General features: G+C 27.8%; 13 protein-coding genes. 5 read left to right on the forward strand and 8 right to left on the reverse strand.

Translation table 4 applies throughout. The annotated features are described in order from the left end of the window. Window positions 1–29: 29 nt before the first annotated feature. The 5 genes from FJR74_RS08095 to FJR74_RS08110 all read right to left on the reverse strand — a co-directional run bounded on the left by FJR74_RS08095 (window position 30) and on the right by FJR74_RS08110 (window position 5032). Entirely contained in the window at window positions 30–650 is a 621-nt protein-coding gene (locus FJR74_RS08095) for a hypothetical protein (RefSeq protein WP_140914990.1), read from the reverse strand. Between the two features lie 10 nt (window positions 651–660). Continuing rightward, the gene (locus tag FJR74_RS02655; RefSeq protein ID WP_140914991.1) at window positions 661–1122 is read right to left on the reverse strand and encodes a hypothetical protein; all 462 of its coding nucleotides are present in this window, start codon (window positions 1120–1122) and stop codon (window positions 661–663) included. Between the two features lie 67 nt (window positions 1123–1189). After that, window positions 1190–1660: a hypothetical protein gene (locus tag FJR74_RS08100; RefSeq protein WP_140914992.1), complete on the reverse strand. Its 471-nt coding sequence runs from the start codon at window positions 1658–1660 to the stop codon at window positions 1190–1192. An 11-nt stretch (window positions 1661–1671) separates the two neighbouring features. Continuing rightward, window positions 1672–4104 (reverse strand): OppA family ABC transporter substrate-binding lipoprotein, encoded by a 2433-nt coding sequence (locus tag FJR74_RS08105; protein WP_140914993.1) that lies wholly within the window; start codon window positions 4102–4104, stop codon window positions 1672–1674. Continuing rightward, complete coding sequence (locus FJR74_RS08110) at window positions 4094–5032, reverse strand: ZIP family metal transporter (protein WP_140914994.1); 939 nt, start codon at window positions 5030–5032, stop codon at window positions 4094–4096. The genes FJR74_RS08105 and FJR74_RS08110 overlap by 11 nt, the downstream gene beginning before the upstream one ends. Window positions 5033–5111: 79 nt before the next feature. Here FJR74_RS08110 and FJR74_RS08115 point away from each other — a divergent pair, with 79 nt between their 5' ends. The 3 genes from FJR74_RS08115 to FJR74_RS02685 all read left to right on the forward strand — a co-directional run bounded on the left by FJR74_RS08115 (window position 5112) and on the right by FJR74_RS02685 (window position 8847). Further along, on the forward strand, window positions 5112–6992 hold the full coding sequence (locus FJR74_RS08115) for an MAG3240 family lipoprotein (RefSeq protein ID WP_140914995.1): 1881 nt from the start codon (window positions 5112–5114) through the stop codon (window positions 6990–6992). Then, entirely contained in the window at window positions 6992–8005 is a 1014-nt protein-coding gene (locus FJR74_RS08120) for an HxHSH motif-containing lipoprotein (RefSeq protein ID WP_140914996.1), read from the forward strand. Before FJR74_RS08115 ends, FJR74_RS08120 begins: the two co-directional genes overlap by 1 nt. A gap of 65 nt (window positions 8006–8070) precedes the next feature. Continuing rightward, window positions 8071–8847: a hypothetical protein gene (locus FJR74_RS02685; RefSeq protein ID WP_140914997.1), complete on the forward strand. Its 777-nt coding sequence runs from the start codon at window positions 8071–8073 to the stop codon at window positions 8845–8847. Between the two features lie 34 nt (window positions 8848–8881). Here the strand turns inward: FJR74_RS02685 and FJR74_RS08125 are convergent, their stop codons facing one another. The 3 genes from FJR74_RS08125 to FJR74_RS08135 are packed head-to-tail and all read right to left on the reverse strand — an operon-like array spanning window position 8882 to window position 11781. Further along, complete coding sequence (locus FJR74_RS08125) at window positions 8882–10060, reverse strand: ABC transporter permease (protein WP_140914998.1); 1179 nt, start codon at window positions 10058–10060, stop codon at window positions 8882–8884. Continuing rightward, a complete protein-coding gene (locus FJR74_RS08130; RefSeq protein WP_140914999.1) occupies window positions 10050–11012 on the reverse strand; it encodes an ABC transporter permease subunit in 963 nt (320 codons plus the stop codon). Before FJR74_RS08130 ends, FJR74_RS08125 begins: the two co-directional genes overlap by 11 nt. A 16-nt stretch (window positions 11013–11028) precedes the next feature. Beyond that, on the reverse strand, window positions 11029–11781 hold the full coding sequence (locus tag FJR74_RS08135) for a variable surface lipoprotein (protein ID WP_140915000.1): 753 nt from the start codon (window positions 11779–11781) through the stop codon (window positions 11029–11031). A gap of 327 nt (window positions 11782–12108) precedes the next feature. Between FJR74_RS08135 and FJR74_RS08140 the strand changes: the two genes are divergently transcribed. Continuing rightward, complete coding sequence (locus FJR74_RS08140; RefSeq protein ID WP_140915001.1) at window positions 12109–13215, forward strand: helix-turn-helix transcriptional regulator; 1107 nt, start codon at window positions 12109–12111, stop codon at window positions 13213–13215. Then, window positions 13199–13780, forward strand: a 582-nt coding sequence (locus FJR74_RS02710; protein ID WP_140915002.1) for an MAGa7180 family putative nuclease, incomplete at its 3' end; no start/stop codon positions are given. The genes FJR74_RS08140 and FJR74_RS02710, both read left to right, overlap by 17 nt.

Raw genomic sequence — 13780 nt, forward strand, 5'->3', positions numbered from 1 at the left:
TTTAATGGTCAGTAAATAACTGGCCTTTTTTATTCATCAGATTCGACTAATATTTTTTTAGTGCCTTCACTTGCCATAACACCATTAGTAATTCGGTCAGGACATCTAACGTCGGCATAAATCATCGGGGTTTGTCCTTCTAATCTCAAAGTATAATAAACCGGGTGACCAAAAAATTGGGTACGTCAGTTACTAAAGACAAAATATTTATTAAATTCCTGGTTTTCTGTAATCGTTGTAAATTGACTAGATTTATCGGCTTCGGTTTTGATCCCATTATAATATTCAGTAATTAAATTTTCAAATGCTTTTTTGGCAGCAAATTTATCAGCTTCTCCTGCTTCGGTGTATTTAAATGATAAAATATCGAAAATGCTTGAAAGCTGTGAAGAATCTAATATTCCGCTTACCTTATCATTAAAATTAATGCTATTATCGTTATCATTACCTGTGTTAATTGAAGAGCTTGGGTTTGTATTATTATCACTTTCGTTGTTTGGGTAACTTTTTTTATTATTTTGATCAGTTGTTTCTTTTTCTTCTGATGTTTTATTGTTGTCGTTCGGTTGCATACAACTAATTGCTAACGGAGCGATAGCTATAGATGGTATCAAAGAAAATAGTCAATACATTTTTTTAGTTTTTTTCATATATTACCTTCTAAAAATTAGTTTCTAATATAATTATACCCACATCTTCAACATAGTGATGATTATTTATCATTCGATCAAGACAAATGATGCGGTATTTTAATACAATTTGATTTTTTTCATTTATTAAAAACTTATATTCAATAAGGTGTTTATTAGATTGAAGTTTCGGAATTTGTAAATCGAAATATTTTTTAAATTCATTATCTTCGATTATTTTTTGATGTTGCAAATAATCCTCATTTTCAATTTTATGTTTGAAAATATCAATCAGTGTTTGGGGATCAATATTTTCATATTCAGCCTTAAGTTTAAAATTGAATAAGTCTGCTATAGTTTTTAATTGACTTGTCGAAAGATTGTTAGCTTCATTTTTGATGTTGGGATCAAAAACTAAATTGTGACATGCACAATAGGCACTCGTTACTTCGTTTTTATTTACTTTTACATCACATGAAATCAGCGCGCTCATTGGTAAAACTACGATAGATAATAATCCAAGTGATGTAAGTCATTTCAGTTTTTTATTATTTTTCATATTATTCTAATACAATATCGCCTCTGGATTCTTCTTGATTGTTTCTGTCGATACATATAACCACGTAATGACATTCAATTTGTTTAGTGGTTTCATTAACTTCGAAAGATATATTGATTTTATGACTTATACTAATTTTGCTAATATCAGGCATATTAAAATCAAAATATTTTCTAAATTCCGGATTGTTTTGAATGTAAAAAGCTGGATATCTTTCGTCTTTATATTTTTTATTTAAAGATTTAATAACATCGATTAATTGAGCATCGGTTTCATTTAGCGCAGCTTCTGTTTTAGTAAAAACAAAACCATTTTTTATTTCTTGTAATTGACTGCTACTTAATCAAATGCCGCTTTTATCATTATTATTATCATCGTAATTGCCTTCATTATTACATGCAATTACAATCGGCGCTATAGCAAGAGGCGCCAAAACTGAAGCAGACAGTAATAAATGTTTGATTTTTTTCATACTTTTCCTTTCTATTTAATTTTGATATCTTGTCAATAATTTAATCCATCGTATGTTATTGGTTTTTCAATATGTTTTTGATAAATAACTTTATAAAAACTCGAGCTGTTAACAACATTTGATAATGATACGGTATAAGATGTTAAATTATTTATTTGGTTTATAAGTTGGACTTGTCTAAATAATGATAAATCTTTTGCATAATTTGAAACTAAATTTTCTATTAAATTTTGATTTTCAAATATGTATTTATTTAAATCTTGATATTTTTTTTGGCTAATGTTGATATTATGAGATTTTAAATAAGCCAATAAATCACTTATTTCATTATAAGGATTTTGACCAACAAAATTATATGATGCAATTTGGTTTGCTAAATATAATAAATTTGAAGTTGGCAAACTAAATTCTTTGGCAATGAAAGCTTCGGTATTTGATCTTAATAAACTGAATTTATTTTCCTTATATATTGAACGATTTTTTTGAAAATATTCTTGATATAACTCAACATTATTAATCAAGACAATTTTAGCCCTTAAACGTGGTGAAATTTCTAAAAATATTTGCGGTATTTTATTAATTAGATTTAAGTGTTCTAAATTTAAAGCATTAGATTCTATCGGAATATCAAATTCAATATCTTGATGTGAATTAGACTGTGAATAAAATTCATCAATAATTAGTTTTAATTCGTTTTTAATAATTTCAAAATTGTATGCTTTTAATTTCGAAAGTAAGTTAACGTTTTCAATTTGATTAGCAAACTCTTTATTTTTGAATTGATATTCGTTTGCATAAAATCCAAGTCCATTAGTTTCGTTTTTCAAAATAATTGGTTGCGAAATCGGAATAATTGCGTCTTTAATGCTATTATAATTTTCACCTTCGTTTTTAGCTGAAAATGCAATATCAAGTGGAGCTTGAGATAATCAAATATCGCGATTAGATTGAATAAACGCATATTGGTTTATAACATTATTAATTAAAGATGCAAAACGCATATTTTTAGGTTGGTTTAATGCGGTTATATTGGCTTTTTCATTTAATTGATTTTCCGGCATGCCATAATATAATTTTGCAAAATTATCATTGAAATAATGTTTGTTTGCCAGCGGCAAGTAATTATTAATGATTTTATTGTGAGCAAAATACTTTTCAACGTTTCGATTATAACTAATGTTATATCTATTATATTTTTTTAATAAATCTTGTTGTTCATTTAAACTCAAGTCATTAAATTTTAAATCAGAAACAATATTTTGTAAAAAAGCATTATACATTTGCATACCAAAAGTACTTTTAGCAAGCGGCAAATTGTTGTATAAAATATTAATTTCATTCAAACGTTTGCCTGATGGTGTATATTGTTTATTTAATTTTAAAACTGTTTCACTATTATCATTTTTAGCAATGTAATAATATGAAGCATATTGCATTTTATCAAATGATTTTCCGTATTCTTTTAGTCAATTTAAGCTTTGACTTAGATTAAATTTTTGGCTGATGTATTGATATGGTAAGGCATCAATATAATTGCTTTGTAAAAAGAAATTGTAAAAGAAATCGCTTAAATCAATAAATGCGTCATTAACAGTTTTAAAAATTAATTTATCTTGGTTAAAATCAAATAATGCTTTGGTGTCAATTTGATAATCATTTAATAATTTAATAAGATCAAAATTATTAGTTTTATCATCAATGAATTCAAATGTTTTTTCGTCATATTGAATATTATTTTTTTGAGCATATGATTTTCTAAATTCTTTATTTAATAAAGCTGATTTTAATAAACCTAAGCGAAAATCATTTACTGAAACAAATTGATTTTGTGATTTGCCTTGTGCGTTTACTCATTGACTTTTTTGGTCATTAATATCAATCACTAACTGATTTGTATTTTTTAAAGACTTTAAAAATTGGTCTGAATTAATTGATTTTTTATTAGATGATGGCGTAAATAAATAAGGTGAATTAAATCCATTTCCTTTGTCGGGTTTAGGATAAAATGTATATTCATCTTTTTCTTTGGGATTTGAAAAGTCAACTCTCATTGTTGAGTCTTTATTGAATTCGAGATTATCAATTTCATTTGATTGATTTTTAGAGTAAATTGTGATATTTTTAGCATACTCAAATTTGTATTTTATTAGTGTTGGTTTAATAATGATATTGTCACGGAAATCAATAATAGGTTGGTTTGATGTTTCTAATCTAAATAATTTGGCTCCGGTTGCTAAATTGATAGTTTGTAAATTTTCATCAAGATAATTTGGCATTAAATAAGCAAAATCGCCAAATGAATTGGCAATGTTTAAATGCATTTTATAAAGACTTTTATCTTTATTGTAATTTACTCTTTGACAGCTAATTGCTAATGTTGTGATTGGAATACCTGCCGCTAATGTAATCCCTCATAATAGCGATTTTTTAGTTTTAAACGGCATGACTGTGGAAACACAAGAGTATTAGCGTAAAGACAATTGCGGCGGCAAATATCGCAAATGTCGTATACAACACTTTTGCTTTTTGGTTTCGTACGTGAATAAATTCTGGTATCAATTCAAACACGGACATAAAAACAATAATTGAACCTCCCATTGCTAATAATGAAGGTAATAATCAGCCTGCTTTATCAAGTTGTGGACCCAAGAATGCCCCTAAGAACATAAATGGAATAATTAATAAGAATGTTAAGAAATTATATAAAATTGCTTTTCATTTCTTTTCGCCGTATTGAATTTGACGATAATATACAATAATTACTTCTAATAAAATATGAATGTTGAATGTTACAATCAATGGAATGTTAGCCCGATATCCGGTATTACCTAAGGTTAAGGCAAAAACACTATAACCTAAATATAAACCATCGATGATTCTGTGGCTCATCAACATAATGATTGCCATTCAAGCCGCTTTTGGGTTATCAAAGTCTTTAAAAGAAATTAGGTGATCCGAGTGATTGTGCGCTTCATGGTTTTGGTGGAATTTAATTTTTTTAGTTCTAACGAAAATATATCTTCCTAATATAACAACAAATAAGCCTATTGCGGCGCTTAATCCAATTAATAATGCCATTCACCATGGCAAGGAACTTTCTGAAATTTTTTGTTTTCCGACGAGTTCGTGAAAAAACATATTTGAACGATTAAAAGCTTCTCTTATGAAGCCAACAGAACCTATCATAAGGAACATACCAGTAGAAAAGGCATATAGATAAATTGTCTTACGTTCTGTTGCTTTAATTTTAAATAACGAAAGCACACCTAAAATTATTGTTGGCGCACCCAATAAAATGACGATGTATATTAGTAAATTAACTAATATAGCCAAGTATAAATTGTAATTAAAACTACTAATTGGTATGAACATGGACTTCCTTTCTATTTAAGTATTATACAATAATTTTTTAATCGCATCACAATAAAAAATGGTAAAATTATAATAAATTATGAAAAAAAACTATATTCCCAAGTCAATATTATTTGCTACTTCATTAATTACTGTGCCGGTTGTTGCGGTTTCGTGTCAGATACAAAAAAGCGAACGACAATCGACTTTTTTAGATATAAATAAGGTATCTAGAGTCTTTTTACACCGTTTAAGTTTAGGGCAAATCGCCTCATTACATAACAGCCAAAAAATATTTTATTATTATAATGAAAAAGATGAAAAAAAATACTTTGATAATGCAATAGTTGAAGATGATAAATTATACTTGATAAAAGACCAGCAAAAAGAACTATATAAATTTGATTTTCCCTACCAACCTAGTTGAAAACAATTTATTAGTAAATTTAATAATGTTAACATTGAAAAAAGCGCTGAGTCGATGGATATTAATAGTTTTTTAAATCAATTTACGTTCGATGAAATTGATACTGCCAATGGGTTTAATGATGAATGATTTACTATTTTATCAGAAGTCAACAAACACGATTATAACCGTGTGGGTGATCCGTATTTTGCTGATATGCAAACAATCATTTTTAGATTAATCCAAGACGAAGCCTTAAATTATTCAACAATGAACCGTCGTTATATGGTTAATAAAGATGGCAAGCAAGTGTTATTTGATAATTTATTTCAAACTCAATATATTCAAGCTTCGGCATGATTGAGTAAAGAACATAAAGCGCAAAGAGATAATTTTGAAAGTATTTTATTACTTTATTTAAATCGTTTTAATGTAAATGTCGGAAAAATTGAAATTGATTGAGACAATGCTAAAATTAAAAAATCATATTCAGGAGCTTCTGATTATGTCGAATTCAAAATCAAAGATATTAAAGACATGCATGGCAATTCAATAATGGACCAAAATAAAAAAGATGTCACTTACTACATTAATAATTTTAGAACTTATGCAACTGACCAAAAATTTGGAGTTGGTATTCAAGGTCTCGAGGAAACAATGCCTTTGTTTACTGATTATATACCTAACCCGCTTTTATATATGAATGGTGGCAAATATTTAAATATCGTTGATAATATTAATTACTTTATTAAAGGAGCAACATCATTTGATTATTGAAATGCCAAAGGATTAATATATTTATTTGAAAAATTCAAAGACAAATTTTTCTACATTAAAGTTCCTGAATATAAACAAGCAGAAGATAAAGCATATGAAATAATTGATTTTAAATTTACTCCATATTTTAATACTGCCCAATTGATTAAGGCTATTGTGAGAGTATATAAACATGATGGTAGCTCGAAAGATTATGTATGAATTAGTTCTAATTTTGATGATCACGGCCACAGATTGAAAGGTATGATTACTAAAAACGTTGGTGTAAATGACGTTGAAGTTCCTGATATTTATAGTTTTAATCCAAATCTTAAACCTATTTCGGCCGGAATAAAATTAAATGATTTTTTAGACTATCAAAATCCTAATTCCGCATTTAATGTATTGTTAGAACGTGCAGGGGCCAAACTTGAAAATTTATTTTCATATTGAAATAATGATAGTCGCAGTAATTATGAACCGGCGTTATTAAATGATTCATCATTCCAAGTTAAAATATTGAATTCATATATCAATAATTATTTATTAGCTTATGAACTGGAAAATAAAGCTGGTGTTACGATGAGTGGGGTTAAAAGAATTGATATTAAAGTTCTTCCGAACGATAAATCTTTAGGCCAAGCTTATTTAAGGCTTGATTTTAAAGCTTTTGCAAATGATCGTGATTTCGATTTTGAAAATAAAGATGAAAAAACATTAAAATCAGTTTATTTATATTGAAATGGATTCCGCGGATATGATAAATCAAAAACTTCTAATTTATTTACAATAGACAAAATTGTTGAAGGGGGTGAATAATGAAAAAATCACTTAAATTAGTATTTAGCACTTTTTCATTTATTCCCTTAGCGTCCATTGCAATGGTGGCGTGTCAAAAAAACCATGATGGTGAAGATAAAGAAAATAAAAAATTCCGTGAGCCAAGAGAAAAGGCAGAACAAAATAAATATGTGATGCAAAATTCTCAAACTAAAACAATTGCGAATTTATATAATACAAAATTAACAGATTTATTTAATCAGGTAAAAGATAATTACCGTAATTATCGTCAAGTTTATGTTCCACTAAAAAGAAATTGAGATATTTTATCTAATAAGATAAAAAAACTTGGACTTGAGCAATCAATTGATGCTAATCGCGATGCACTGATGGCTTTTTATAACGCTTGATTATCAAAAGATACTGAAATGATGAAAGAAAATCCATTTGCGGTTTATTTGTATAAATATACTTTAATTTTTCAAGACGTAGATGCTGTATTAGCAGATACTAATTTAGTTTTTGAAAATAACGAATTTTTAAAACACTTAGAAGTAATTGATAAACGGCTACGCGGAATTGACATTACCTTGGGAGAAACTCAAAGCAGCATTAATGCTATCTGACAATTTTTAAAAGCTCACATTTTTAATAAAGATAAACTAACACAATGAAAAAGTTTGCAAACAATTAATATTGAGGCTGACAAAAATTCTCACAGTCACTCACATGCGATTATTAACTTAACTTATGAAATGGGATTGTGACATGAAGCCTTGCAAGATAAAAAATCTGATGGCATGCCCAAACTTGAAACACAATATAATGAAGCTATCAAACATGTAATCGATAATATTGATCACATCGAATATAAAAATAACTATGATGATGTGATTAAGGTATTAAGTATTAATGGTGCGTGAAGCTCAAAATATAATTTAGTAAACCTGGTTTTCCAAAATGAAGCTGAAGCAATAATGAACCAAATTAAAGTAATACTTAAAGAAATTGCGCGTTCGCAAGGTTTAGAAGACCAAATCGATTTAAATTAACAGCTTATGCTGTTTTTATTTTGTTTATTTGCTAAAATTTAATCATTAGTTTGAAAGGTGACAAAATGGCTAAAACATATAATTTACAATACTATTTTATTGATAATAATCAAGAGTTTGCTTCGCTTTTATTACAAAGTAAAGAGCATGACAATTATGAAGCGGGTGATTTATTAATTAATTTTTATGCCGGAATGAAAAAAAATATTCCAGTAGAACTAAATTATAAAATTCAAAATCCGAGCGATGATATTCAATTGCAGATTAACATTAATGAACAAACGATGATGGACATTAATTCATTGCAAGTAAATGGGCCTAAATACGTTAAATTGCAATCTTTATTAATTAAAGCTAATGCAATTAAAGAGGTTGCTAAACATTTTAAACTTGAAATAAATGAATGCATAACCGATATAGCAATTTTAGCAATGAGTAGATATCAAGATTATTTAGATGCCGATTTTGGCGCGGCACGAGAAGCGATTGGAAAAATTTCACCAAGCGATGAATTACTAAATAAATACGATATCAATTTAAAAAATATTATGTCCATAGCATTAAAACACAATGACAAACCAAAAGATGTCGATAGCATTGACTATGGTTTTGAATTTCAAAACAATATATTAAAAGAAATCAAAAGTATTCTTGGATTTGAAAAATATTTTGAATTCATTAGCGAATTAATTGCAAAAAATGGCATAAATACTCGTATAGCATTGCAAAAAGAATATAATACTCAATTTGATTTTTTAAAAATTACCGAGATTAAAAAGAACAATATTTTCAACCACGAAATGTTTGAAAACAATTTAAGAGAATTAAATATTATTGAATAAAAAAATCAGTCCTAATTAAAATGGTGGACTGATTTTATTTCGCTAATTTGGGATTATATGTTTGAGCTAGCGCTACATTAAATAATTTCAATACAACACTAAATACAGTAATATAAAGAGCACTAACAATTAAATAGCTTGGATTTGATGAAACTAATAATAAGGCTTCTTTTAGAACGCTACCAATATTTAGATTAGAAGCTTCGGTTATTAAGTCAAGAAATGCTAATGAAGCAACAATCAAAATATTAATCGCTAAGCGGTCTACCATCATAATAATTAATGAAGGTAATACATTTGAAAATAATTGACGGTAAGTGATTTGGAATTTATTCATTCCAATTGCCTTGGCGGCCAAAATAAATTCTTTTTGTGATAAATTATATATTTCGTTTTTTGCAATTTCATAATAAGAAACCCATGAAATTAATATAAAAGCTACCAAGATACCATATCAGTTTGTGCTAAAAAATATACATAATAAAAAGATTCAAATAATTTCGGGAATGGCATTTAGAACTGTAGCTACTTTATCAATTAAATTACCATATCATTTATTTCTGTTAAATACATAAAAGGCAGCTAATGAAAATCCAATAAAAATATTAAATATAATCGATAATAAAATAATTACTAAAGTGACGAATATAGATACATTTAAGCGACTATAAATGTCAATCCCATTGGCATTAGTTCCTAAATACGGAATGTGTGGAATGATAATTTGCGAATTTGGAGTATTGTTCAATAAATTAATTGCTTTAATCAAATCATATGGATTATAAACTAATGTTACTATATCGGTATTAACAGTTAATGATCCTCCGCTTTCATAAGCTGAATCATATAGTATTTTAAATACAGGATTTTCATTGCTTAGAAATGCTCTTTGCGCTTCTTTTGATGCGATATTCCGAATAAAATCTAATTCAGGCCCTCTTTCGAAATCGCGCTTAACTATTTGATCAAAATACACTGGTAAATTATTCACGTAAATTGAATTGTCATCCAACGATTTGCTTGGACTATTTTTAACAAAAGCTAAGGCAATAATCATTGCAATTAGTATAAGACAAAATAAAACTAGCGCAACAATATTGAATTTTTTAGAAACGAATCTTTCCCAAAATAGCCGAGCCGAACTTTTATGAATTGTATAGGTTTGAATTTCGGGGCGTTTTTTAGCAAAAGAATAAAGTGATTTATCTTGCATAAACACCTCTTTTCTTTTTGATTATTTTAATTCTTCTTTCGGTTGCTTGCGCAGGATTTAATTTATTTAAAATCAAATCATTGATAAATCTAACAATAATCAAGGCAAAAAAACTGAATGTAAAATAAAACATAATTAAATTAATTTCACCTTTGCTAAAAGCATATGATAAAAATGTACTTTGTCCCGGAATTGAAAATATTCTTTCAACGATTAGCGATGTTGAAAAAAGCAAAGTGTAGAACGGAATAATTACTTGCAATTCGCCAATAATTAGATTTTTAAAAATATATTGTTTGAATAATTTTATTTGACTATTGCCTAATGATTTCCCAAATAAATAATAATCAGATGATATTACTTCTTTAACGATTTTGCGACTTCTGCCGTGAAATAAACTAATTGCACCAAAAGCAGTAATAATACTTGGAATTAGTAATGAAATAAATGTATATTTAGCATCATAAATAAATTGTGAAGGATAAGATGCGAATGCTGAGGACGACAAAGCAATGATTGTTAATATTACTAAAGGTATTGTAGCAATAATTCCAACGATTATGTTAACAATAAAGTCGCTAGTTTTATTGTATTTATAACCAGTTCATATTCCTAATAAATTACCAATTATAAACCCAATGAAAAAAACAAATAATGTAAATGCAATTGTTCATTTAAACTGTGAAAAATATAAAGCTGCAATTGACATGTTGGCAGCATTTAATTCTTGCGAATAAATTTTACCGGATTGAAATGTAAAAAAGTTGCCCAAAAACTCAGTATACCTAGTTCAATAATTTTTAGGGATTTGTGAAGCTACTGCTATATTTTTATTTATTTGCGGCTGGATTAGTAAATTAATCGCAAAAAATACTACTGTAATTGCTATAAATAAAATAAAAAAGTAGACAATAACTGTTTTGATAACGCTGAACACATTGTTTCTTGTCATTATTGTCGCCTTAAAATTATGAATTTAAATTACTGATTACGTATTGACTTGGCGCTACGGTTGTTTGATCGGGTGTTTGGTTATTGTATAATAAAACCTTTTTGAATTCGATTTGGCCTCTACCATCTTCAATATCAATTTCGCTTACATCAAATTTGAATTGTTCGTTGGCTTTTGTTTCGTCAACTGTTATATCGATATATTTTTTCAAAACGTTGATTAAATTTTCAAAACTAGTATTTTGAGCATTAATAATTTCGTTTTTAACAGTTGCGGCACTTGCTTTATTTTTAGCAGTGGTTGTTAAAGTATAACCGCCAAATGTCATTTGTTGAGCTAAAGCCTCTTCTTTGAAGCCCAAAATTGTAAATCTTGCTGTATTTTGTTCACCATTAGATAATGTTTGGGTAATATCCAAATGAATTTCGCCTTCGTCTAAGTGGGCATGAGTTGAAGCATTAATTGAATATTGTGCATTTTCAGGGGCTTCTGATGCATCATATTTAACTCCGAAATGAGTTAATATTTCTAGAACTTGATTTCAATTTTGAGCTGCTTTTAGTTGCTTAACAACTTCAGCTGGACTGATTTGGCTTTGGTCTTTTGCATGTGTTGCAATTTGTAATCCAAGCTTGCTTACCATTTCAGTTTTATCATCATTTTTGTCTTTTTTATCATCAGTTTTATCACATGCGGCTGCCACTAAAGGAAGGGTTGCGAATGAACTAATGCTGCCAATAGTTAAAATAAATTTTAAAGTTTTTTTCATAGTCATCCTTTACAAAAATAATTATATAATAATTTAATAAAAATTGTAAAAAAAACGCTTTTGTTAGCCGCTTAAAAATCACTTTATTGACACTTTTTTTTATTTAGTTTGGCATGGATTATATTCAATAAATAAATTTGGCATTTTTATTAATTTTTTTACTAAATTTCCATAATTTTTACATATTTTTTTAAAATTCCAACAATATTAATAAGAAATGTTATTGTTTGCTTCCGATTATATTCCATTAGTATATAATTTTTTAAGTTATAAGTGCTTATCGCTCAATAAAATAAAAGTGTAATAAAACAAAATTAAGGGGGAAGTATGAAAGATTTGCATTTGTGTGAAACTTCAAAAATCAAGTTACACGGTAAAACTTTTAGCGAAGAATTACAATATTATTTGAAAAAGTTCAAAATGACACAGAGAGAATTGTCATTAAGAATTAATGTTAGTGCTAAATATTTGAATCAAATTTTAAATAACCAATTTCAAGAAATTAGTGCCTCAATAATTGAAGCATTAGAATATGCATTTGATTTAGAAGCTGGAAGTTTAATTCAAGTTTATAACATGTATGTAAACGGAGAAGAGGTTAATAAAACAAAAGATTTTAAACAATTAACCGAAAAATTTGGAATCCAGTTTTTAATGAAACACCCAGAATTAGCAATGATGGCAAAGATTAAAGTCGATAATGATATGACTGATACATGTAAATTAATTATGTTAAAGAAATTCTATGGTGTTAAAAAACTAGAAGATTACGCAACATATTTAAAAGAACATGTTATGGCCGAATATTCTAATTATATTAATAAACCAAATAGCATTGTTTGAATGAGATATTGCGAACTTTCTTTAGCTCGTTGCGTAGAGCACGAACAAGAAGGTGTTTTCAGATTAACATTTTTTGAAATGGTAATGAAAAAGCTATTAAATGTGATGGCAAGAAGGGAACAATCTTTTACGAAAAGAATTGAAACTATTAAAAAATATTTATTTAAAAAAGGAATTATCCTAATTACAAAACCATATATTCATAATAGTTTTATTAGAGCAATTTCACTAAAAAAACGTGGTACGAGATACATCTTTTTATCTGATATGTATAATAATGAAGCTTTCATTTTCTTCTCTTTATTACATGAAGTGGTGCACTGTTTTTATCCTGATAATAGCGAGGAACAAACCGACATTATGCTTGAAGATGCATACAATAAGTGAGAAAATATGACACAAAGTAACTATAAAGCAATTTATGATGCTATACATGCGCATGAACAAGCGCATCTATCGCACGATAAAGATCCTGATGCCGATATTTCTCACATCGTCAAATTAATTCAAGAAAGATATCCATATGTTGAATTTGAAGACCGTGAATTAAGTAATTGCCGTGAGGACGATAGTAATGACAGCGAAAATTAAAATACCTAGAAGAAATTTTTATAATAAACAACAATATGATTTAGATTTTGATAACCAAGTTTTGGTTGTAAAGCCTGATTTATTAAAGTCGATGCAAGCAAAAAAACCAGGAACTTTTGGTGGTTTTAGAAAAATGACAGGTTCTGCGTTAGGTAATATTATGGAACTAACTTCTTTTGATAGTCAATTCGCCGCTTTTGCTCGTCTTTGCAATTTTGCGATGCCTGTTTTAGACCCGAAATATGTTAATGCTGGGGTTGTTTTAGAACCAAGAATAGTTGAAAAAATTGAAAAAAGTATTAATTATAAATTGAGACGTTATGATGCCAAGGAATTTAATTATGATTTTTTTAAAAGCAACGAACTATTCGGTGGTTTGCCAGATGGATATTGCGAAGAACTAAATTTAGTGATTGAAATCAAAACGGCAGGTGAAATAAAACTAGCGCAATGAAATGAATTTGGAGTGAACCCATCTTATATTAAACAAGCTCAGCTTTATACATATTTAATGGGTTGTGAAGTTTTCAGTATCGTCGCATGCTTTTTAAAAGAAGAAGATTAT

This window comes from Metamycoplasma neophronis, from assembly GCF_006491995.1.
GTDB classification, from domain to species: domain Bacteria; phylum Bacillota_I; class Bacilli_A; order Mycoplasmatales; family Metamycoplasmataceae; genus Metamycoplasma; species Metamycoplasma neophronis.